The sequence below is a fragment of the Ursidibacter maritimus genome (assembly GCF_009761395.1).
Taxonomy (GTDB): Bacteria; Pseudomonadota; Gammaproteobacteria; order Enterobacterales; family Pasteurellaceae; genus Ursidibacter; species Ursidibacter maritimus.
This window is the reverse complement of sequence record NZ_LEKN01000034.1, coordinates 107,155-130,151: the sequence shown is the minus strand read 5'-3', so window position 1 is coordinate 130,151 and position 22,997 is coordinate 107,155. Positions and strand designations below refer to the sequence as shown.

The following is a 22,997-nucleotide window of genomic DNA, read 5'->3' as shown; positions in this document are numbered from 1 at the left end:
TTTATACAATATTTAGAAAAGTTGGCGTATGAGATGAATAATTATCTAAGATAATAGAATAAACTGCTCATCAAACGAATTAGTGCGAATATCATATATTCTCCTATAAAAAGAGCCAAACAAAGTTGGCTCTTTTATACAGTCAATTAAATAATTATTGTGTTGCTTGAATTGCTGTTAATGCAATGGTGTACACAATATCATCTACTAACGCACCACGAGAAAGATCATTTACAGGTTTACGCATACCTTGTAGCATTGGACCAATAGACACTAAATCAGCAGAACGTTGAACCGCTTTATAGGTTGTATTACCTGTATTTAAATCAGGGAATACGAATACCGTTGCTTTACCTGCAACAGGGGAGTTTGGTGCTTTAGAACGAGCAACATCTTCCATAATCGCAGCATCATATTGTAGTGGACCATCAATAATAAGATCTGGGCGTTTTTCTTTAGCAAGGCGAGTTGCTTCAGCCACTTTTTCAACATCTGCCCCTGAACCTGATGTTCCTGTTGAATAAGAAATCATTGCTACACGAGGGTCAATACCAAATGATTTTGCAGAATCTGCCGATTGAATTGCAATTTCAGCTAATTGTTCAGCTGTTGGATCTGGGTTTACTGCACAGTCACCGTACACAAGTACTTGGTCTGGTAATAACATAAAGAATACAGAAGATACAATTGAACTACCTGGTGCAGTTTTGATAATTTGCATCGGTGGACGGATAGTATTTGCAGTGGTATGTACCGCACCTGATACTAAACCATCAACTTCATTGGCTTCTAACATCATTGTACCTAGAACTACATTATCTTCTAATTGCTCACGAGCAACAACTTCTGTCATTCCTTTGTTTTTACGTAATTCAACTAAACGAGCAACATAGTTTTCACGCACTGTGACTGGGTCGATAATAGAGATTCCTTTACCTAATTGTACGCCTTGAGCTTCTGCAACACGTTGTACTTCTTCAGGATTCGCTAATAAAATACATTCTGCGATTCCTCTTTCAGCACATAATGCAGCAGCTTTAACTGTACGAGGCTCATCACCTTCTGGTAATACGATACGTTTTTTCGCTGCACGAGCAAATTCTGTTAATTGATAACGGAAAGCCGCAGGGGAGAGACGACGAGCACGAACAGAAGCGGTTGAAAGACGATCTACAAACTCACCATCAATTTGTGATGAAACATATTCTTTAATTGCTGCGATACGCTCTTTATCATCAACAGGCACTTCTAAGCTGAAACTTTGTAGGCTTAATGATGTTTGCCACGTATTACCTTCGCTACGGAAAATAGGTAAACCAGTTTCCAATGCTCTTTGACAAAGTTTAGCAATTTGAGAATCAATTTTGTAACCGCCGGTTAAAAGAATTGCACCTAATTCAACACCATTCATCGCAGCAAGTGATGCCGCAACTAATACATCTGGACGATCTGCAGAAGTCACTAATAAACTTCCCGCTTTAAAATGATCAACCATATGTGGAAGACTTCTTGCACAGAATGTTACGCTACGAATACGGCGAGAGTGAATTTCACCTTCATTGATAATGGCAGCATTTAAATGTTTTGCTAAATCAATTGCACGAGTTGCAATTAAATCGGAATTCCAAGCAATACACGCTAATAGTTTAATTGGGCTTTGACCGAATAATTTCTCCACTTCATTTTCAGTATTTATACTATGTTGGAATGAGTCAAAGATTTCTGTTAAATCAGGACGAGTACGGCCAGATTCATCAACAGGAGCATTGAATTTATTGATGATAACACCTAATAGGTTAGGATTGTTACGTCCACCAAATTCAGATGCAGCAGCTTCAATACGCTCTTTTAATTCAGATGGTTTATCCGCACCAGGTGCTGCAACTAAAACGATTTCCGCATCAAGTGCTTGAGCAATATCATAGTTGATACTATTTGCATAAGAATTTTTACGTGTTGGGATTAATCCTTCAACGACAACAATCTCACAGTTTTTGCTTAATTGTTGATGACGTTCAACAATTTTCTCGAGTAAAACATCAGATTGATTTTGACCAATCAATGTTTCTGCTGCACTTAACATAAACGGCTCGCCAGTTTCTGTTGATTGTGCTGCACGGATAATCGTTGTAGAACGATCTAACGTATCTTCACCGCTAATTGGTTGAGCAATTGGTTTTAAAAAACCGACTTTAGCACCTTTTTGTTCAAGGGCGTGAACAAGACCAAGGCTAACGCTTGTTAGGCCAACCCCGGTTGTCGTTGGGATTAAAATAATTGTTCTGGACATAATTTTTCCTAACTTTAGTTTGAGTTTGTAGATACAAGCGGGGAGTTTTCATCAATAATTTGCAAAATTTTAATCAAATCTAACCGCTTGAGCTGAAAATAAAAACCTGCCGTAAGGCAGGTTAGTTATTATAACGCTAAACGCGCAGTATCTTGTGCAATAACAAGTTCTTCGTTTGTTGGAATAACAAATGCACGGAATGCAGAATCTGTTGTGGTGATTTCACCGGATTTACCAAAACGTGCCGCAGTATTTTTCTCGCTATCTACTTTAATACCGAATAATTTCAAGTAATTTAAAGTTAATTCACGTACAGGACCTGCATTTTCACCAATTCCACCAGTGAATACGATAGCATCTAAGCGGTCATCACCTAAAATTGCCATATAAGAACCGATATATTTCGCTAAACGATAGCAGAAGCTATCCATTGCACGTTTAGCTTCTGGTTTGTCGTTGTAGTTGTCTTCAGCAAAACGACAGTCACTTGTAACTTCTGTTAAACCTAATAAACCAGATTTTTTCACTAAAGTTTCTTCAATGTCTTTTACTGACATTCCTAAAGTATTGTGCATAAAGAAAATGATCGCAGGGTCTAAATCACCTGAACGTGTACCCATTACTAAACCTTCAAGCGGTGTAAAGCCCATTGAAGTATCAATACATTCACCATTACGAATTGCTGCAACAGATGCACCATTACCTAAGTGACAAGTAATGATGTTTGCTTTCTCCGCTGGAATACCTAATACTTTTGCCGCTTCACGACTTACATAGTAGTGGCTTGTTCCGTGGAAACCATAGCGGCGAACGCCGTGTTCTTTATAAAGAGAGTAAGGTAGAGCATATAAGTATGCTTGTTCAGGCATTGTTTGGTGGAATGCTGTATCAAATACGGCGACGTTTTTCTCTTTTAATTCAGGGAATGCTTTAAATGCTTCTTCAATACCAATTAAGTGAGCAGGGTTATGAAGTGGTGCAAATGCTGCTGCTTCTTTGATTCCTTCAATAACTTCTGGCGTGATAACGATAGAAGACGTATATTTTTCACCACCGTGAACAATACGATGACCGATAGCACCAATGCTATCTTTTAATTCTGCACTTAAAATATTTGAAACAATATAATTTAATGCTTGGCTATGTGCTGCACCCGCACCTAAATCTGCCGCACCTTTTTCACCATTTAATTTCCATTTGATACGAGCATCTGCTAGGTGGAAATTTTCCGCTAAGCCAGATAATTTCTCGTCACCTGTTACTGGATCTAAAATTGCAAATTTTAGCGATGAACTACCGCAGTTTAAGATGAGAACTAAGTTTTTAGACATAATTAAAATTACCTAATATGTTGAAGTGAATGAATACGCTTAAAACGTGAATACCCATATAGAATACACTTTTTACGGATTAAAATAAATTATTATCCCCACAAAAGCTTGAAAAGCATCAATATTTATTCAAATATCAAAAAACACCTTTTTAATCGTGACAACGTAATTATTGATATGGCAAGGAATTACTGCCTAGCCAATCGAGCATTGTTCACAGGGTAGGGCTGGAAATTAGAGCGGTAGGGGTTAATATCCAAACCTCCTCGACGTGTATAACGAGCATAAACAGTTAGTTTTTCTGGCTGAGCAAAATGAATTAAATCACAATAAATTCGCTCGACACATTGCTCATGGAATTCATTATGTTGTCGGAACGACACAAGATAGCGTAATAAATTTTCACGATTAATTTTTTTACCCACATAGTGAATTTGAATGCTTCCCCAGTCTGGCTGTTGAGTAATTAAGCAATTTGATTTCAATAAATGGCTTGTCAATGTTTCCTCTACAAACACATCTTGTGTGCTGCCGACTAATAAACTGGCATCAAAGTTATAATCATCAATGATGATGTGCTAAAGTTGCATCATATTGCGAAAGGTAGTTTGTTTGTTGTCCTAATTTTAGTGCTTGTAAACTTTGATCTTCGTATTTCATTATTTTCTCTGATTTTTATGTGTCCGTACCTAAATCTGCTATATCTTTCTCATCATTTAAATACAAGAAATATATATCATTCTGCATGTTTTGTAGGTTAAAAGAAATCACAAAAAGGTTTGATAGTGGGAAAGACTGGATTCTAATTGACGTTTTTGTAAAAATCAAAAAATAAGACCGCTTTGTGTTTTCAAGCGGTCTTATTATTTAATTAATTAGAATTTATATTCTAATTTTGCACCGACTTGAGTATGTTTTAACTTGGCATCAGATAAAGCATGGCGATGTTCAAGACGAATTCCTAATCCAAGCTGCTTTGTTAACGCAAATTCACTATTTAGTTTTAAGAGTAATGCGTTACCTACATCTCCTGTTTTAAACTCAGAGCTTTGTCGCCCTGTACTGATATTTACGGATTTTGAGTTAGATTCATTATTTTCAAAGAAACCTCCAGCACTTAAACGAATGATATCGTTTTTCCATACAACATTTAAACCTGCATATTGGCTAAATACAGAGTAATTGCCTAAATCAACATTCCAATTTGTTGTAGCATCTTGGATTTTCGATTTTATCTGTTGGTAACCAAGGCCTAAAACTGGTACTAAGTTTATATTACCAGTAGGGATTTCGTAACCTACCTCTCCAGTAACTTGCAACTGTTTTGCTTCAATTTTAGTAGTATTGAGTTCTTGCAGTGTTGAAATTTTACCTTTATGCAAGTGATAACCCAATGAAGTATTCAAAATAAAATGTCCCCATTTTTGGTGTAGTCCTGCAAGAAAAACTGTTGATTTATATTTGGTTTTACTACCACCATCAGCTGCATCTGGCGTAACAGTTTGGGTGTTAAAGCCAATTGCTGTATGTAACTCCGTATTTTCACTTAGTGGAATAAATCCACCGAATAATGTACTACTTTGTTTGGCTTTGTAATTATAACCATATTCCATAAAGCCTAGATCAGAGACATATCGGCTATTACCATTTTGTTGATTAACATAGAATCCTTTTTTATCTTGTGACCACAAACTATCCATAAATTGTCGTCGAACATTATCCCCTTGATTGAAAATCGCAGTATTAGCAATTAGTAATGAAGGAATTTTTTGATTTAATGCAACACGATAGTTTCTTTGTGTTTCTTCAACAGGATCTTGAGTTGTTTTTTCTGCTTTTGCTTTGTCTGCTAGCACATCTTGCTTAGCTTTCTCTGCATTTGCTTTGTCTGCTAGCACATCTTGCTTAGCTTTCTCTGCATTTGCTTTGTCAGCTAATGCATCTTGAGCAATTTTTTCTGCTTTTGCTTTGTCTGCTAGTGCAGCATCACGTTCTTGCTCGATTCTAGTTTTTTCAGAAAGAGCTAAATTAATATACTCTTCTGCACTCAATGGTTTTTCGTCATCTATAGTGACACTAGCCCCCTTTTTAGTAACTGAACGGATTACTGGCTCAGGGCTATTTCCTTGTTCATCGACAAGCAGTGTTTGTAGTCTATAATCGAAGAAGTGACTTGCTTGAGCAATTTGATTTTCAGATGAAACAGACACTGGTTTATCTACGCTGACAAGAGTATATTGATATAAATCACTTTCTCGTTTATCGGAATCTAATTTTTTACCCAGTGAGAATTGAGCAACTTTACCTTCACCAAGAACTTGCACTAGTGAAATACCTTCGTCAGGATCATATTTACCATTTTTGTTTTTATCCGAATTGTCTTGACCTGTTCCAAGGAATTGAATATCCACCGGAATTGGTGTATCAGATTGGACATTACCACTAATAAGGAGTTGATCATGTTTCCAAGATTGTATTTGATTATTTTCATTCTTCACTCTCAGTAAAACATCGGCTCCTTCATTAATAACATTTGCAAAACGCATTACACGTTCAGCAAAATCTTGATTACTTTGATTTACACCAGGTTGAATATGACTACCATTTTTCCACGTTGATTGACCTGAGATAGTTGTATTGCCACCTAATGTAGTATTTCCCTCTAACGAGAGATGACTAGATGTTAAATTTCCATTAAATTCAATTTCTCCTCCTGAAAAACTAGTCACTCCAGTATGTTGGAGATTACCAGATAATTTCAGTAACCCCTCTCCTACTTTATTGAAACTACCAGCACCCGCCGTATTAATTGCAAGGACAGTAGCTGCTTCAGTAGTTGTAGTTACATTGATTTGGCTATTATTTGCTAAATTACTAGCCGAGATAGTTGAGTTAGAACCATTTAATAGATTAAGTGAGGTATTTTCAGCTAATTTAAGCTCATTTGCTCGATTCCGTGAGTTAGCAGAGTAGGTTACACTACCTGATTTCACATCAACAACATTCAAAATAGCATTTCCACCTACTGTGAAACTCGATCCTGCACCTGATGGTTGGTATACGAAATCTAATGCGCCAGTATCACTTCCAAGGTTGCCTGTAATATTTCTCGAACCACCAAGTGTATAGCGTAGGGTAGCTAGGGTACTTAAATTTTCATTAACAATATTACCATTAATTGTTGTATTTCTAAGTCCTATTTCTACTCCAGTGTTATCAATTTCAACCGTATTCCCATTCAAATCTAGGGTTGCACGTTCAAGATAAATGTTACTTAAATTAACTTGATCAGCACTACCTAAACGCAATTTTGCATTTTCTTCAACAACAACATTGTTGTAAGCCTGTTTATTACCAGCTTCATCTGCTTGCTGATTTAAAGTAGCGGTGCCTTCTTTAACAATGAGATTAGCAGGGTTAGAGCCCTGGCCAATTTTAACCATTTCTCCATCACCAATTTTATAGAATGTTTCTTCAAATGGAGAATTTAGCTCAATTGGCTTGTTATCTGCAGCGTTGGTGCGGATATCTCTATAAATATAATTATCGTGCCATACCAATTCTTGGAGATTTAAAGAAACATATTTAATATTTGAGGCACTTTCTTCATACAGCAAACCAATATCACCATTTGGTAATTCGGTTAAGCTATTATAAGCATAAGATCCCGTTGTAATTGTTGTATTGTATCTCCATTCAATAGAACCATCTTCTTGAACTTCACCTAACCAAACTTTACCATTTACTCTATCACGAGTAGCTGAATGTGGGTTTGCAAAAATAACAATTTCTTTACCATTAATTCTCTTAGAATATTTGATCACTGAGAGCTGGGAGTATGGCTCAAGTAAAATATCATCTATATAAGCAGTATTTTGCCAAGTATATCCCCCATTTTTACTGGTAGAAATAACGACTTTATTACTCTTCAGATTACGAGAGAACATTTTGATATCACCGTTATCCAACTCAATAATTTGCGATTCAGTCATTTGTTTGTTACTCGTATTTAATTCACGAGTTCCATCATTATTATATTCCCAACGATCGATAGGGGATTCACCTCTTGTCCAAGTTTGTCCACCATCTGTACTAATAATCACAGCGGGAGATTGAGAATTTAACCCACCGACATTATTCGTATAATAAACGGGCATTAATAAATTACCATTTTTTAACTGAATACCGTTACCAGGACCTGTACCCATAAACTGCATCCAGTCTGCTTTCACTTGTGGAGTTAGATCAATAGGGTTTGACCAAGTTGCACCATCGTCATCACTATGTGTCATCCATAAATAGCTTGTGCGTTTAGCTGTGAGTGGAGCAGAGCCATTGTTATTTTGATTAGTATTTAAGAAAATATTACCTAATCGTTGATCGCCTTGATATAGATCGCCTAGATCTTGATATGCTATAGATTGCGTTCCTTCAACAACAACGCGATAATCTGTAGGCTTATTGCTTTCCTCATTATACACAATACCATTTTCACGTACGGTATAGTGATTATTTGAACTATCTGTTAATAAACGATATTGTTTTCCACCAATATTTTTATATCCTGTACCTTCGCCATGATTAGGGAAATTAAATAAGCCCTGCATTTCAGGAAACATATCAACAATCATAAAAATACGTCCTGATTTTTTATCTTGAACCATTAGAGGGTCAATAAGGAAAGCCGCATTTTGACTACCATAAGGCTGACTAGCCAAATCAAGAATTACTTGGTCGTCTTGCCAAGTTTTCCCACCATCAAAACTACGACGAATAGCTGTATCAATATTCCCCCAGTCAGCAGAGTGCTGATTTCGTTTATCAATCGCCGCAATTACAACGCCATTTTTTGTAGTAAATAGTGAAGGAATTCGATAATTTCTAGCTTCTTTTTGCCCTGAAACAAATAAAGATTCACCATCGCTTTTATATCCACCTAGAGTCTCACGTTTAGATAGAGAATAATTTTGTAGGTTAGTAAGAGCCTGGTGTTTTTCCCTTACATCATCATCATTTAAAATAGCTTTTTCAAAGTCAGCATAGAAAACATCACCGCTAAATCTCATAGTATTATAGCCCCCTTGCGTAGAGCGGCGTGTTTCACCTAAAGTCGCATTTTCAAGACTTGCAATATCGGCAAAGAATTTAGATACCGTATGTGTTTTCAATTTTTGTCCATCAACATAAATATTGATATTATTATTTTCTTTATCAAATACATAGGTGACATTTCTGAATTCTGTTGGTTTTGCATCTACCTCTACTCTAATAAGCTCATTTCTAATGAGATTATTAACATCTCGAATCTCAATACCGATAGTATCTTTGTCATTTTTTCTTAAAGAATAGAAACTTAAGTATTTGGTATTATGATTTGGATCTGCTGCGCCTAAAAATGAGCCGAAACTTTGACCTGTACGGATACGGAACGATAATGTTCCTCTATCTAAGTTTAAGGCATTGTGAGCGTTAAATTTTTCTGTTAAATCAAGAGGTTTAAATAACCCCTGAGTACTAGCGTAATTAAAAATATAATTGTCGGAAGTATTAGCTTGAACAGAATAAGCACCTGTTACGGAAGCAATGATAATAGCTAAAGCTGTTTTTTTCATAAATTTCCCTTATAAATTGAAACGGATTCAAGAGAAAGATAATAGTGAAGAAAAAAGGAGTAAATAATGAGAAGTTCAAAGAGTGATAGAGATCACATAAACCCACACTTAAGTGTTCAAAAAAAAATCAAATTTTGAATTTGATCAATCATAATATGTATTATGATTTGAAATTTTACTAGAAATAAAGATAATTATTCATTTTTCATTAAAATGAAAATTCATTTGGTAATTATTATTTAAATAAAAAATAAATCACTTAGGGGATGTTGATAATTCATAAAAAGAAGAAAGAGAGTAAAATGTTCATCGCCAAACAAACCAATTACTTCTCGCAATACCTCCGAACACTACTTTTAAAGCATTATTTAAGGCATATAGGACCAAATAGTTGGTAAAAATGGTTAAAGTCTTATATTACAAGGCTTTAACCCTATATTGCAATAAAACATTTACCTTTCAACGTAAAATACATCCTACTGATATTTGGTTAGATTATTCTCAGGAAAACAAACACATCAACAATTAGCAGAAAAATATCATTGTTCCCCTCGAGCTATTCGAAGATAGATAGTCTCTCAACAAAAGTGGTTTATCATCAAATAGTGAAAACAGAAAAGGATATTTATTACAAGAAAGCGATAAATCATCTGAGAGAAAAAGGCTATATTATTCAATCTATTAGTTGTGATGGCAGGCGTGGATTGTTAAAAGATTTACTCGGTCGACCTACTCAGATTTGATTATTTACCTATGAAAAACACGCTGACTTAAATATTGAAAAGACGATAAATAGATTGGAGGGGTTATTTAAATAACTGAAAGATAAATCAAGACATCATAGTGGTTTGACGAGAAAACATAAGATATTGTTTATACAGAATTTTTTAAAGAAAAAGAGTTGGTAAAGATTACAGGAAATAATAATCACCAACTTTTTGTTTCACACACATTATTTAACATAATCTACATTATGCGAAAAAGATTAATGTAACAATTTGATTTATATGATTTAAATTTTTCCTTCTAAAAACAAGCGGTAACTTTCCCATAATTTTTTACCAAAAGGTTCCCTCCAGCCTTGTAGTAATTCTGGTAAATGCGATTCACATTGTCCCTTAATGTGCCATTTTAATAATTGATCTAATTGACGTTTACTTGCAAAAAGCTCAACCGCTAAATTCTGTGGTTTAGTATTTTCCAACGACTTTTTCAGAAAAGTTAAATCTCGCTTGTAATTCGGTTCATCAATTAAACGCTTAATTTCTGATACTTGTTCAGATTCTGGGATATTTTTCCCTTGTTCAACTAACAACAATAACTTTTTGCCATAACGTCTTACTTCGTTTGGATGCATAAATTCCAATAATTGAGCGGTATGTTTGGGCTGATTTTTTGCAATTTGCCATAATGCTTGCTCTTTTACGATAAAATTTAACGCAATATCTCGTTTTTGAGCCTCTTCAATTCGCCATTTTTCAAGCAATTTGAGAATGGTTAATTCTGTGGAGTTAAGTTGCCATGCATTTGCAATTTTTTTGTAGCCTTTTTCGATATTCAGTTCTATTTGACGCTTTTGTTTAAGTGTTTGGCACTCCTCATTTACTGCACTTTCCCACTCTGTTTGAGCTAATAGTGTTTTAATTTTCTGATAGACAGGCAATAGATACCATACATCTGAAACGGCATATTGTAGCTGTTTTTCGCTTAGTGGGCGTTTGAGCCAATCTGTGCGTGAAGTGGATTTATCTAGCTCAACGTGACAATAATTAGCCACTAATTTAGAAAAGCCGATTGATGAGCCTAAGCCAATAAAGGCACTCATTACTTGGGTATCAATCATTGGCTCAGGCATTTGTTTAAAATAATGCTGAAAAATATCTAAATCTTCGCCACAGGCGTGCAGTATTTTTAATATATTTTGATTACTTAATAGCTCAATAAAAGGGGAAAAATCAGTAATATTCAAAGGGTCAATAAGATATACTTGCTTTCCATCATAAAGCTGAATGAGTCCTAACTGCGGATAATAAGTTCGAGTACGAACAAATTCAGTATCTAATGCTAAAAGCGATTGTTGCTGTATTGATAAACAAGCTGTTTGTAGTTCTTTATTAGTTTGGATCCAATTAAATTCAATCTGTTGATTCATTTTTATTCACTTCTTTGCTAAAAGATATAATTTTTTCGTGGGATAAAATAATTTTGTGAGCTTTATCGCATAATTGAGTAAAACAGTTTGCCATTTTAACCAAAGATTGCAAAATAAAGAAATTATCTTATGGAGTGATAATGAAGGGAATATATGAAAACCACTTCTAATGATTATAAATACCTACATCTTGGACAAGTTTACCAACTCATTGAACAATTTGAACTAATTTCCCGCACTGATATTGCAAAATTATCAGGGTATGCCCCCGCTTCTATTACGGGACTAACTAAAATTTTAATTGATAACCGCTTTATTTTAGAGAGAACAGCACAAAATTTACCTAGTCGTGGGCGTCCTGCTGTAGGCTTATCACTCTCCCCTTTTCACTGGAATTATTTATGTATCACGATTTCTTCAACAACACTTTCCATCTTTTTATGTGAGTTGTCAGGTAAACCGATTTATCAAGCTAAATACTCGCTGTCAGATGATTTGATGATTGATGAAATACTATTAAACGCATTAGATGATTTTCTAGGAAATTACCCGATAGATAATGAAAAGTTGTTTGCTGTTTCGGTCAGTGTTGTCGGCAAACTGGATAAAACTAAAAATGTTGTGACTCAATTAGGTAGTAAAACGTTACATTGTAACTTGCGTAATATATTAGAGAAACGTCTCAATAAACCTATTCTTATCAATGAACATTTTCAGCTTTGGCTACTTGCGGAATCGACACTAGGTAGCTTAATTAGTCACGATGATGTTATTTTTCTGCAACTAGATGAAGAAATCAATCTTAGTGTTCTACTGCGAGGGGAATTGCTTCATAAAAACGAATATAAACGAATGAATGTTGATCGAATGGTAATGCCTAAATTTAGTGAATTAAGCGATATCATTGGGCAAGATTTAAGTGATATTGAACGATATCAGCTTGTTAATCAAATTACTTTCTCAGCATTAGTCAAATTGATTGATCACTACTATCCTGATAATCAAAATACTTTGCAAACTAAAATTGATAGCTTATGTCGGGCTATTTTAGAAGAAGAACCTACCGCATTACTGATTTTAGAGCATATTTGCGATAATTTATCTTATGTGTTGCTCAATTTAATCAGTATCTTCTCAACAGAAAAAATTATGCTCTGCTCTCCTTTGCTATCAATTAAAAATATGTTGTTTGCAAAAATTGAACAGAAAATTACCGCTAATCTCCGTCAGGATGAGTTAAATATTGATTTGGTCACTAGCCAATACGAATGGGATAGTCCAGAAATTCCATCTGTAGCAATAAAATATGAAATTTATAACGGAAATTTGATTCAAAACATAATTCAATTGTAAATGATTTGTTAGACTGGGATTAAATCTATTCTGTAGAGAGAAGAAAAAATGCCAGCTTTATTTATTGCAGGAACCGATACCAATGTCGGTAAAACCATCGTAACTCGTGCATTATTACAAACTATTTCTCAATATGAAGTCCCTATTATCGGCTATAAACCCATTGCTTGTGGTGGTGACGATTCCCTACCAACAGAACCTAATCAAGACGATTATGCCTGTGAAGATAATAAAGACGTGTTAATTATTCAAAATAGTTGTATTCATCCTGTACATTATCGAGAAATTAATAGCTACTCTTTTATCCATTCTAGTACCCCCGTGTTTGCAGCCTTGGATGCAGTTCGTCATATTTCAGTGGATAAATTAAATAAAGATCTTGAGCGACTTCAACAAAAATATACGAATGTATTAGTTGAGGGGACTTATGGTTGGCTAACACCTATCAATAAAGAATTGAGCTTTGCTGATTGGGTCAGAAAAAATCGAATGCCGGTCGTTCTCGTTGTGGGAATTAAAGAAGGGTGTGTAAATCACGCTTTATTAACCGCTTATGCGATTCAAGAACAAGGGGGGACTTTAATTGGTTGGGTAGCAAATCGGATTAACCCAGGACTTCGCCACTATTCTGAGCTCATTGAATTACTAAGTAGACGTATTGATGCCCCTCTCTTAGGACAAATCCCTTATTTAGGACAGCCAGATAAAAAAAATCTTGCTGAGTATATTCAAAATCCAGATCCATTGTTGCATTATTTTAGTAAATAATGATCTAAGAAGTAACAAAAACCCCAGTAACGTCTTACTGGGGTTTAGATGAATTCACATCAAAGTAGAATTATTTACCTAATGCTTTTTTAATCTCTACAAGAGCCTGTTTGCAAGCTTCTTCTTGAGCATCTTTTGGAACTTCAGCGAATTGTTGTTTAATTACATCAAGAGCTGCTTTTTGAACTTCGCCTTGTTGACCAGATTTTTCTAGCCATTCAGCAGCTAATTCAAAGTATTCTTCACAAACTTTTGGGAAGTCAGCTGCCATTACATTTGCACTAAAACCTGCAGTTAATGCGAATACAGTTAAAAACTTTTTCATATTAAATCCTTAAAATTAAAATAAAATTAGCCCCAATTTAGGCTAAGGAATTATATTGGCAAGTTGGCAAGTATAATTTTCCACTCTTTTTTCAAAAAATCTAATTTATAATAAGGATATGGAATAAGTTCTAAATCTTTTAGCCCCCTGAGAATTTTACAATAAAGCCTTTCTGCTCTAAAATTTGCTTGAGTGTATCCCGATGATCACCTTGGATTTCAATAGTTCCGTCTTTAATTGAACCTCCACAGCCTGTTTTACGTTTTAATTCTGACGCTAAAGACATGAGCGCCTTATCATCTAAATCTAAACCAGTGATTACACAAACGCCTTTTCCTTTGCGTCCGTTTGTTTGGCGTTGGATTCGGACAATACCATCACCTTTTGGACGTTCAATTTTTTCTTTTTCAGGTTGAATACGGCCGACTTCCGTAGAATAAACTAATGTCATTGGTAAAATTTCCGTCTAATCTAACCGCTTATACAATAGAAGCATTGATTGATTTTAATACTGATAACGGGTCTTGTGCTTGAGTAATTGGACGACCAATTACAAGGTAGTCTGAACCGGTTTCAATCGCTTGTTTTGGTGTCATTACACGACGCTGATCGCCAAATCCACTTCCTTCAGGACGAATACCTGGGGTAACTAATTTGAAGTCTTTACCAAAATGGGTACGTAATACTTCAACTTCTTGTGGTGAACAAACAACACCATCTAATCCTGCACGTTGGCATAAATGAGCTAAACGGATAACTTGTTCCATTGGCGATGCATTAATGCCAATTTGTAATAAATCTAAATCTTCCATACTGGTAAGAACAGTAACACCAATCAATAAAGGAGCATCTTTACCATAAGGTTCTAAAATTTGTTTAGCAGTTTCCATCATTCTTAATCCACCAGATGCATGTAAATCAACCATCCACACGCCGAGATCAGCTGCAGAACGTACTGCTCTTGCCACTGTATTTGGGATATCATGATATTTGAGGTCTAAAAAGACATCAAATTTGCGTTCTTGTAATTGTTTTACAAACGTTGTCCCTAATGTAGTGAACATCTCTTTGCCTACTTTTAAACGACAAAGTGACGGGTCAACTTGATCAACGAAAGCTAAAGCTTCACGTTCTGTTTCATAATCTAATGCAACAATAATTTTATTATTCATAATTTCCTCACTTTAGATAACTTCATCAATACTCTGAATTGGTTTAATGGTTTCCCATTCACGACAAGATGGACAATACCAATTTAACCGGTAGCTTTGGTAGCCACAATTCAAGCACCGATATGGGAAGGCTTTTTGAATTCTGTCACCAACCATACTGTGCAGTAAAACTAAATTATCTTTCCCTCTACCATTTTCTGTTTGATTTATTTGATAATAAATAAAACGATGGAAAGTAATCATATTAGGGTATTGTCTAACTTGTTGATATAAACTTGATTGTGCAGCCTCTGAACCATCTTTTTTCTCAATAAATTCTGCTAACGCCAAATCAACACTACTATTATGCTTAATTTGATTAGCCCTAATTAAAAACAATTCAAATTGTGCTGATTGATTTAATGCATTGTAACAGTTCTTAATTTGATTAAGAACTTCGCTAATATAGCTTGGATCTTGTTCTAAAATATGTTCTAAATTTTTTAGAGCCAAGTGGTATTGTTCTTTTTGATAGTAAAATTCTCCCAACAGAATCGATGCTCTTGCACAAGAGGGAAAATATTCTAATGCTTTATTTAACGCATCTAAAAATGATTTAGTATCTTCTTTTATAGATTGAGCATACTCACAGTAAAAATGAGCAAGCGGGGTTCTATCTGTATCAGGCGCTATTTTTAGTAGTTTCTCTGCAACATTAATTGCTTTTTTCCACTCTTTCGTTTTTTGATAAATACTGATTAGGTGTATTAGAGAATGTGTTGCAAATTCAGGTTCATCAAGTAGAGTGATATAATAATTTTCTGCCCTATCATAAAAACCAGCACTCATAAAATCTTTTGCAAGCTGTTGTTTAGCTAGTAGTTTTTGTTCAAAAGAATAATTTTCATTATTTTCTAATGCTTGATGAATCCGCAATGCTCGATCAACCTCACCTCTTGAGCGAAATAAGTTCCCGAGCATTAGTTCTGCTTCAAACTGTGAATCAGTGGTGATTTGGTTTTCTGATTCTTGTTTTTGAAGCATGGAAAGGAAAAGATCTACTGCCTTTTCCTGTTGATTAGATAATAGAAAATTTAGCCCTGTGACATAATCACGAGAAAATTTATTATGGATGGTATCTTGATCTTTTTTAGCACTTCTCTGCCCCATATACCAGCCATATAAAGCTGCAATAGGAAGCAGAAGAAATAATAATTCGAGCATTACTCAGCCTTCGGTAAGGTTAACTCATTAATTTGTTGTGCTTGACGTTTGATACGACGATTTAATGCCATATTCTGTAATTTTAATTTTAGGTAGAAAAAACCTGTAATTAACCAACCTAATAAGAGACCAATACCAAATAAAACTGCAACTAGCGTTGATAAACGCAGCTCACTTTTAGCAATAAGATAATTGAATGTAATAATTTGGTCATTATTTGCACCAATAGTGACCGCAACGATGATAATAGCAAGAGTAATAACCAATCCCAAAATATATTTTATCATATGTTCTCCATTACTATTATTTGATGTGATAAAAAGTAGAATTAACGATGATCTACTCTTTCTTTTAAATCTTTCCCAGCTTTAAAATGCGGGACATATTTAGATAATAATTTAACACTTTCTCCCGTTTTAGGATTTCTTCCTGTCCTAGATTGGCGAAAGTGTAGAGAAAAACTACCAAATCCTCTTACTTCAATACGCTCACCTTGTTCTAAGGTTTGCATTATCTGTTCTAAAATTTCTTTTACGCTATCTTCAACCGATTTAAGTTGTAACTTAGGATTTTTAGCGGTTAAAATCTCAATTAATTCAGATTTAGTCATATTTTCTCCTTAAACGTAGGAAGCGGATATGCTTAACATATCCGCTTTATAAAGAGAGCTAATTACTCGCCTTTAGCTGCTTTAAACGCTTCAGCCATTGCATTTGGAATAGCTTCTTCTTGTTTATTTACTTGTGCTAATGCAGCTGATTCTTCAGCTTCATCTTTTGCACGAACAGATAAATTAACAACACGCGCTTTACGATCAACACCAGTATATTTAGCTTCAAGCTCATCACCAACGCTGATTACTGCAGTGATATCTTCAACACGGTCACGAGTTGCTTCTGCAGCACGAACATAACCTTCAACACCATCTGCTAATTCAACTTTAGCACCTTTAGCATCAACTTCTACTACTTTACCTTTAACGATAGCACCTTTTTTGGTACCTTCAACAAAGTTAGTGAATGGGTCAGAATCTAACTGTTTGATACCTAAAGAGATACGCTCTTTTACAGCATCAACTTGTAATACTACAGCTTCTACTTCATCACCTTTTTTGTAGTTACGAACAGCTTCTTCACCTGAAACATTCCAAGAAATGTCAGATAAATGTACTAAACCGTCAATACCACCTTCTAAACCGATAAAGATACCGAAATCAGTGATTGATTTGATTTTACCTTTAACTTTATCATTTTTATTGTGAGTTTCAGCAAAGTGTTCCCAAGGGTTAGCTTTACATTGTTTTAAGCCTAAAGAAATACGACGACGTTCTTCATCTACTTCTAATACCATAACTTCAACAACATCACCAACATTTACAACTTTAGATGGGTGGATATTTTTGTTTGTCCAATCCATTTCTGAAACGTGAACTAAACCTTCAACACCATCTAAAATTTCAACGAAACAGCCGTAGTCAGTTAAGTTAGTTACTTTACCTGTTAATTTGCTGTTTACTGGGTGATTTTGTGCAATAGCAGCCCAAGGATCTTGACCTAATTGTTTTAAGCCTAAAGACACGCGAGTTTTGTCTTTGTCAAATTTTAGTACTTTAACAGTAACTTCATCACCAACATTCACCACTTCACTTGGGTGTTTAACACGTTTCCAAGCCATATCGGTAATGTGAAGTAAACCATCTACGCCACCTAAATCAACGAATGCACCGTAGTCAGTTAAGTTTTTAACAGTACCTTTAACTTCAGAACCTTCAACTAAGTTCGCTAATACTTCTTCACGATCTTGGCTGCTTGTAGATTCGATTACTGCACGACGAGAAACAACAACGTTGTTACGTTTTTGATCTAATTTGATTACTTTAAACTCTAAAGTTTGACCTTCAAGGTTTAATGAATCACGTACTGGACGTGTATCAACTAATGAACCTGGTAAGAATGCACGAACACCGTTTAACTCAACAGTGAAGCCACCTTTTACTTTACCGTTTACTAAACCAACAACAGTAGCTTGTTCTTCGAATGCTTTTTCTAACGCAGCCCAAGATTCGTTACGTTTAGCTTTTTCACGAGAAAGTTTGGTCTCACCGAAACCGTCTTCTACCGCATCAAGAGCAACATCAATAACATCGCCAACTTGAACTTCAAGTTCGCCTTGTGCATTGAAAAACTCTTCAGCAGGAATTGCTGATTCTGATTTTAAACCAGCATCTACAAGTACATAGCCTTTTTGGATAGCAACTACAGTACCTTTAACAATAGCACCTAAACGAGTTTCTTGACCTTTTAGTGATTCTTCAAATAGTTGAGCAAAAGATTCAGTCATAATTTAATCTTCTTTAATAAAATAAAACGTCCATTTATATCCATTTAAATGGGGTTGATAATAAAAACCTAATCATCCATTACTAGGCAAACAATTCTAAATATGTTTTGCAACATAAGATAATGCTTGCTGAATTACTTCATCAATAGAAAGAGATGTAGAATCCAAAACAAGCGCATCTTTAGCTGGAACTAGAGGTGCAATCTCACGATTTCTATCGCGAAAATCTCGCTCTTTTATCTCGGCTAAAATCTCGTCAAAGTTAGCATTAAATCCCTTTTCTTGCAACTGTTTTACACGTCTTTTTGTGCGTTCTTCTGCACTTGCATCTAAAAATAGCTTAACTTGAGCGTCTGGGAAAACAATTGTTCCCATATCTCTACCATCAGCAACTAACCCTTTTGGCGTACTAAAATTACGCTGTCTTTGTAATAAAGCTTCACGAACTAAGGGGTAAATTGCAATTTTAGACGCATTTTGTCCCGCTTCTGCAGTACGAATTTGATCGCCAACATTTTCACCATCTAAGATAACGTGAATCTCCGTATTTGAAGTAATAAATTGAACATCAAGATTTCTCCCTAACTCTGCAAGTTTTGTCTCGTTTGTAAAATCTATCCCTGATTTCTTTGCAGCCAGTGCTAAGATACGATAAATCGCACCTGAGTCTAAAAAATCAAATTTTAACTTTTCTGCTAATGCGTGACATAAAGTACCTTTGCCTGCTCCACTTGGACCATCAACAGTAATTACAATATTTTTATTCATCTTCTTTCCTATATTTCAGGGAATTCACCTATAACAACATTCAATTCCATCAATTTTCCTTGACGAGAAATGAGTACTTTTACATCAGTCCCCGGTTTAATATCTGCAAGTGCTTCCATCATTTGAGCGGGTGTTTCAGCTTCAATATCAGCAATTTTTAATACAATGTCACCTTCAAGAATTCCACCTTTATCAGCCGGCCCATTCTCTGTCACACTTGTAATTAATACGCCTTTATCGCCTAAACCTAATTGTTTGGCAGAATAAAAAAGTGAGCTACTTACACCAAAGTATCCACGAATAACTCGTCCATCTTTAATGATCTTTTCCATTACTTTATTGGCTAAACTGATAGGAATGGCAAAATTAAGTCCTTCAGCTAATTCATCACTGTTCTTGCCAAAACTTAGTGTATTAATACCAATCAGTTCACCAGCACTATTTACCAGAGCCCCACCTGAATTTCCTTTGTTAATAGATGCATCCGTTTGTAAGAAATTTTGTCGCCCACCTTCAGAAAGCGCATTTCGTCCAGTTGCACTAATAATACCTTGTGTAATACTCTGCCCTAGATTTAATGGATTACCGATTGCTAATACAACATCGCCTACTTGAACTACTCGTTCTTTATTCTGTGGAATGGTAGGTAAGTTTTCAGATTGAATTTTGAGTACCGCAAGATCGGTTAATGTATCTGAGCCGACTAAAATAGCATTAGCAATCACACCTGATTGTAATGCAACAATAATCTGATCTGCATTTTGAATAACGTGTTTATTTGTCAAAATATAGCCCGATTTGGTCATAATGACGCCAGAGCCTAAATTATTGACTTGCAATTGATTATATTGAGAGCTATCTATCGATTGATTATAAACATTCACCACAGCTGGCGATGCTAATTTAACCGCCTTATGATAAGTCACTATGTCTTGATTAAAAAACTTGTTTGAATAAGTATTAACGGCAGGAGCAACATATAGAATCAACCCTGCAGAAAAAAGACCAAATCCAACCGCTTGTAATACTTTCTTTAACATCGTCAATCTTTTGAAGGAGATTAAAAAGACGCTAAATGCGTCTTTTTGATAAATTTACAAAGATTTTGCCAATTTTTTTAGATAAGCTTCAAATGCTTTTCCAAATTTATCGTGATTTAAACTATATTCCACGAAAGCTTGCATATAGCCAAGTTTGTCACCACAATCAAATGTTTTACCGGTCATATGGAAAGCTTCGACATCTTGTTGTTCAATTAACATATCAATTGCATCTGTTAATTGAATTTCATCACCCACACCAATCGGTGTTTTAGCAAGAAGATCCCAAATTTCTGCGGAAAACACATAACGTCCTACAACGGCAAAATTTGATGGTGCATCTTCTACCGCCGGTTTTTCAATAATATTGACAATTTTAGCAGTACCTGCTGGCTGGAGCTCTGCACCTTGATAATCTACTACACCATAACTGCTCACATCTTCTTTGGCTACTGGGGCAACCATAATCTGACTATTTCCAGTTTCTTTAAAGCGAGCGATCATTGCTGATAAATTTTCTGATTTTTGATCTGCTGTAAAATCTGCCAATAATACATCTGGTAATACTACTGCAAATGGCTCATTACCTACTAATGCTCGTCCACATAATACGGCATGCCCTAGGCCTTTTGCTTGTCCTTGACGAACATGCATAATAGTAACATCTTTAGGTACAATAGAGCGCACTTCATCTAACAACTGGCGTTTAACACGTTTCTCCAGCATTGTTTCTAATTCAAAAGACGTATCAAAATGGTTTTCGATAGCATTCTTAGAGGAGTGAGTAACAAGAACAATCTCTTTAACACCAGCAGCAACACATTCATTAACAATATATTGAATCAATGGTTTATCTGCAATTGTCAGCATCTCTTTTGGAATTGCTTTAGTCGCTGGAAGCATTCGAGTACCTAACCCTGCAACAGGAATAATTACTTTCATTGGAAACCCTTATAATAAAAAATAATCAACCGCCTACCAACGTAAGCGGTTTCTTTGTTAAAAAATTTTGCAATTATTGACGAAGTAAGGCTAATACTTCATCGGTTTTTTGTTGCATTAATACTTTATCACCTTTTGTTTCAAGGTTTAAGCGAACAACAGGCTCAGTATTTGAACTTCTTAAGTTAAAACGCCAGTCTTCAAATTCTACACTAATCCCATCTAATGTCTCGACTGATTTTGCATTTTCTTTATAAGCATTTAATACACGTTCAATTGCCACTTTAGCATCAGCTAATTTACTGTTGATTTCACCAGGTGATGGGTATTTATCTAGGCGTTCTCCCACTAATTCACTCAAGGTTTTTCCTGTGGTACAAAGTAATTCTAAGGTTAATAACCAAGGAATCATACCGCTATCGCAATAGAAGAAATCACGGAAATAGTGATGAGCACTCATCTCTCCACCATAAATAGCATCAACTTCACGCATTTTCTCTTTGATAAATGAATGTCCTGATTTAGACATTACGGCTTCACCACCACTTTCTTTAACAAGCTCTTCCGTATTCCAAATTAGGCGTGGATCATAAATAATCTTAGCCCCTGGATTTTTTTGTAAGAATGCTTGCGACAGTAGACCCACCACATAATATCCTTCAATAAAGCCTGCTTTTTCATCAAATAAGAAACAGCGGTCAAAATCACCATCAAAAGCAACCCCCATATCCGCTTTATGCGTCAAGACTGCATCAATAGAATCTTGACGATTTTCGTGTAAAATCGGATTAGGAATACCATTTGGGAAATTGCCATCTGGATTATTGTGTACTTTAATAAATTTAACAGGAACATTATTTGCTTTGAATTGTGATTCAATCGCATCAATAACTTTACCTGCAGCACCATTCCCTGAATTGATAACTAATGTCTTTGGTGTGAGTTTTTTAATATCAATATAAGAGAGTAAATGTTCTACATATTCGCCTAAAACACTTTTCTGTGTATAGGTACCACGTTGAGTAACTGTTGGGAAATTGTTTTCTTCTGCAAGGCGTTGAATATCCGCTAAACCACTTTCAGCACTAATAGGACGAGACCCCGCACGAACTAACTTCATTCCATTATAATCCATCGGGTTATGGCTTGCTGTTACTTCAATGCCCCCATCTGCTTGTAAAAATGAAGTCGCAAAATAAACTTCTTCTGTACCTGTTTGCCCCAAATCAATGACATCAACACCTGAATCCAATAGTCCATTTGTGACAGCACTTTTGAGTTCATTACTGGTTAAACGAACATCACCACCTACTACAATATTTTTTGGTTTTAAAAATTGACCGAATGCTCGACCAATACGGTAAGCAATATCGACATTCAGTTCAGTTCCTAATTGTCCTCTAATATCATAGGCTTTAAAGCAAGTTAATTTTTCCATAATGATTTCCTTATATGAAAAGATAAGATTTTTTGTATCTATTTATTTTGTATCTTCAGTCGTTTCTTCCGCTAGGGCTTTAATTCGCTGATAGATCTCTTCACGATGTACAGAAATTTCTTTAGGTGCTTTCACACCTAATTTAACCTGACTACCACGAACACTTAATACAGTGATTTCAACATCATCACCAATTAATAAACTTTCTCCTATTTTACGCGTTAAGATCAGCATAACTATCTCCTTTTAATTTGTATCAGCAA

At 35.3% G+C, this 22,997-nt stretch carries 18 protein-coding genes and 1 pseudogene; 2 read left to right on the top strand and 17 right to left on the bottom strand.

Going from position 1 to position 22,997, the window contains the following annotated elements; all coding sequences use genetic code 11:
- Positions 1-154: 154 nt before the first annotated feature.
- From pta to rnd, 5 genes and pseudogenes are all read right to left on the bottom strand, one after another.
- Positions 155-2,290 (bottom strand): phosphate acetyltransferase, encoded by a 2,136-nt coding sequence (gene pta / locus A1D26_RS06465; protein ID WP_157403237.1) that lies wholly within the window; start codon positions 2,288-2,290, stop codon positions 155-157.
- Positions 2,291-2,418: 128 nt separating this feature from the next.
- Positions 2,419-3,621, bottom strand: a complete 1,203-nt coding sequence (locus A1D26_RS06460) for an acetate kinase (protein WP_157403236.1) — start codon at positions 3,619-3,621, stop codon at positions 2,419-2,421.
- A 188-nt stretch (positions 3,622-3,809) separates the two neighbouring features.
- Positions 3,810-4,181, bottom strand: a pseudogene (gene queF, locus A1D26_RS06455) (NADPH-dependent 7-cyano-7-deazaguanine reductase QueF); the annotation flags it as partial.
- Positions 4,182-4,496: 315 nt separating this feature from the next.
- Positions 4,497-9,233 (bottom strand): exo-alpha-sialidase, encoded by a 4,737-nt coding sequence (locus A1D26_RS06450; protein WP_157403235.1) that lies wholly within the window; start codon positions 9,231-9,233, stop codon positions 4,497-4,499.
- A gap of 1,012 nt (positions 9,234-10,245) precedes the next feature.
- Complete coding sequence (gene rnd / locus A1D26_RS06440; protein WP_157403234.1) at positions 10,246-11,385, bottom strand: ribonuclease D; 1,140 nt, start codon at positions 11,383-11,385, stop codon at positions 10,246-10,248.
- Positions 11,386-11,538: 153 nt separating this feature from the next.
- Between rnd and A1D26_RS06435 the strand changes: the two genes are divergently transcribed.
- Positions 11,539-12,738 (top strand): ROK family protein, encoded by a 1,200-nt coding sequence (locus A1D26_RS06435; protein ID WP_157403233.1) that lies wholly within the window; start codon positions 11,539-11,541, stop codon positions 12,736-12,738.
- A gap of 48 nt (positions 12,739-12,786) precedes the next feature.
- A complete protein-coding gene (gene bioD / locus A1D26_RS06430; RefSeq protein ID WP_157403232.1) occupies positions 12,787-13,506 on the top strand; it encodes a dethiobiotin synthase in 720 nt (239 codons plus the stop codon).
- Between the two features lie 70 nt (positions 13,507-13,576).
- On the opposite strand, the gene A1D26_RS06425 is transcribed toward bioD, so the two are convergent.
- The 12 genes from A1D26_RS06425 to csrA all read right to left on the bottom strand — a co-directional run bounded on the left by A1D26_RS06425 (position 13,577) and on the right by csrA (position 22,968).
- Positions 13,577-13,831 carry a DUF5339 family protein gene (locus tag A1D26_RS06425; RefSeq protein ID WP_157403231.1) on the bottom strand — a complete coding sequence of 85 codons (255 nt, stop codon included), beginning with the start codon at positions 13,829-13,831 and terminating at the stop codon, positions 13,577-13,579.
- Positions 13,832-13,970: 139 nt separating this feature from the next.
- Positions 13,971-14,282, bottom strand: coding sequence for a stress response translation initiation inhibitor YciH (gene yciH, locus A1D26_RS06420; RefSeq protein WP_157403230.1), 312 nt, complete (start codon positions 14,280-14,282; stop codon positions 13,971-13,973).
- Positions 14,283-14,310: 28 nt separating this feature from the next.
- The gene (gene pyrF / locus A1D26_RS06415) at positions 14,311-15,003 is read right to left on the bottom strand and encodes an orotidine-5'-phosphate decarboxylase (RefSeq protein ID WP_157403229.1); all 693 of its coding nucleotides are present in this window, start codon (positions 15,001-15,003) and stop codon (positions 14,311-14,313) included.
- 12 nt (positions 15,004-15,015) lie between these two features.
- The gene (gene lapB, locus A1D26_RS06410) at positions 15,016-16,206 is read right to left on the bottom strand and encodes a lipopolysaccharide assembly protein LapB (RefSeq protein ID WP_157403228.1); all 1,191 of its coding nucleotides are present in this window, start codon (positions 16,204-16,206) and stop codon (positions 15,016-15,018) included.
- Entirely contained in the window at positions 16,206-16,493 is a 288-nt protein-coding gene (locus A1D26_RS06405; protein ID WP_157403227.1) for a LapA family protein, read from the bottom strand. Before A1D26_RS06405 ends, lapB begins: the two co-directional genes overlap by 1 nt.
- A gap of 41 nt (positions 16,494-16,534) precedes the next feature.
- Positions 16,535-16,816, bottom strand: coding sequence for an integration host factor subunit beta (locus tag A1D26_RS06400; RefSeq protein WP_157403226.1), 282 nt, complete (start codon positions 16,814-16,816; stop codon positions 16,535-16,537).
- A gap of 62 nt (positions 16,817-16,878) precedes the next feature.
- Complete coding sequence (rpsA, locus tag A1D26_RS06395) at positions 16,879-18,546, bottom strand: 30S ribosomal protein S1 (protein ID WP_157403225.1); 1,668 nt, start codon at positions 18,544-18,546, stop codon at positions 16,879-16,881.
- 96 nt (positions 18,547-18,642) lie between these two features.
- Positions 18,643-19,314 (bottom strand): (d)CMP kinase, encoded by a 672-nt coding sequence (cmk, locus tag A1D26_RS06390; protein WP_157403224.1) that lies wholly within the window; start codon positions 19,312-19,314, stop codon positions 18,643-18,645.
- 8 nt (positions 19,315-19,322) lie between these two features.
- Entirely contained in the window at positions 19,323-20,354 is a 1,032-nt protein-coding gene (degS, locus tag A1D26_RS06385; RefSeq protein WP_157403223.1) for an outer membrane-stress sensor serine endopeptidase DegS, read from the bottom strand.
- Between the two features lie 54 nt (positions 20,355-20,408).
- On the bottom strand, positions 20,409-21,296 hold the full coding sequence (gene galU, locus A1D26_RS06380) for a UTP--glucose-1-phosphate uridylyltransferase GalU (RefSeq protein ID WP_157403222.1): 888 nt from the start codon (positions 21,294-21,296) through the stop codon (positions 20,409-20,411).
- 73 nt (positions 21,297-21,369) lie between these two features.
- On the bottom strand, positions 21,370-22,734 hold the full coding sequence (locus A1D26_RS06375) for a phosphohexomutase domain-containing protein (protein WP_157403221.1): 1,365 nt from the start codon (positions 22,732-22,734) through the stop codon (positions 21,370-21,372).
- A 42-nt stretch (positions 22,735-22,776) separates the two neighbouring features.
- On the bottom strand, positions 22,777-22,968 hold the full coding sequence (gene csrA / locus A1D26_RS06370; RefSeq protein ID WP_157403220.1) for a carbon storage regulator CsrA: 192 nt from the start codon (positions 22,966-22,968) through the stop codon (positions 22,777-22,779).
- Positions 22,969-22,997 lie beyond the last annotated feature (29 nt).

Excerpts from the sequence above, each read along its gene's own strand:
- pta (WP_157403237.1), bottom strand. The coding sequence starts at position 2,290 with ATGTCCAGAACAATTATTTTAATCCCAACGACAACCGGGGTTGGCCTA.
- A1D26_RS06460 (WP_157403236.1), bottom strand. The coding sequence starts at position 3,621 with ATGTCTAAAAACTTAGTTCTCATCTTAAACTGCGGTAGTTCATCGCTA.
- A1D26_RS06450 (WP_157403235.1), bottom strand. The coding sequence starts at position 9,233 with ATGAAAAAAACAGCTTTAGCTATTATCATTGCTTCCGTAACAGGTGCT.
- rnd (WP_157403234.1), bottom strand. The coding sequence starts at position 11,385 with ATGAATCAACAGATTGAATTTAATTGGATCCAAACTAATAAAGAACTA.
- A1D26_RS06435 (WP_157403233.1), top strand. The coding sequence starts at position 11,539 with ATGAAAACCACTTCTAATGATTATAAATACCTACATCTTGGACAAGTT.
- bioD (WP_157403232.1), top strand. The coding sequence starts at position 12,787 with ATGCCAGCTTTATTTATTGCAGGAACCGATACCAATGTCGGTAAAACC.
- A1D26_RS06425 (WP_157403231.1), bottom strand. The coding sequence starts at position 13,831 with ATGAAAAAGTTTTTAACTGTATTCGCATTAACTGCAGGTTTTAGTGCA.
- yciH (WP_157403230.1), bottom strand. The coding sequence starts at position 14,282 with ATGACATTAGTTTATTCTACGGAAGTCGGCCGTATTCAACCTGAAAAA.
- pyrF (WP_157403229.1), bottom strand. The coding sequence starts at position 15,003 with ATGAATAATAAAATTATTGTTGCATTAGATTATGAAACAGAACGTGAA.
- lapB (WP_157403228.1), bottom strand. The coding sequence starts at position 16,206 with ATGCTCGAATTATTATTTCTTCTGCTTCCTATTGCAGCTTTATATGGC.
- A1D26_RS06405 (WP_157403227.1), bottom strand. The coding sequence starts at position 16,493 with ATGATAAAATATATTTTGGGATTGGTTATTACTCTTGCTATTATCATC.
- A1D26_RS06400 (WP_157403226.1), bottom strand. The coding sequence starts at position 16,816 with ATGACTAAATCTGAATTAATTGAGATTTTAACCGCTAAAAATCCTAAG.
- rpsA (WP_157403225.1), bottom strand. The coding sequence starts at position 18,546 with ATGACTGAATCTTTTGCTCAACTATTTGAAGAATCACTAAAAGGTCAA.
- cmk (WP_157403224.1), bottom strand. The coding sequence starts at position 19,314 with ATGAATAAAAATATTGTAATTACTGTTGATGGTCCAAGTGGAGCAGGC.
- degS (WP_157403223.1), bottom strand. The coding sequence starts at position 20,354 with ATGTTAAAGAAAGTATTACAAGCGGTTGGATTTGGTCTTTTTTCTGCA.
- galU (WP_157403222.1), bottom strand. The coding sequence starts at position 21,296 with ATGAAAGTAATTATTCCTGTTGCAGGGTTAGGTACTCGAATGCTTCCA.
- A1D26_RS06375 (WP_157403221.1), bottom strand. The coding sequence starts at position 22,734 with ATGGAAAAATTAACTTGCTTTAAAGCCTATGATATTAGAGGACAATTA.
- csrA (WP_157403220.1), bottom strand. The coding sequence starts at position 22,968 with ATGCTGATCTTAACGCGTAAAATAGGAGAAAGTTTATTAATTGGTGAT.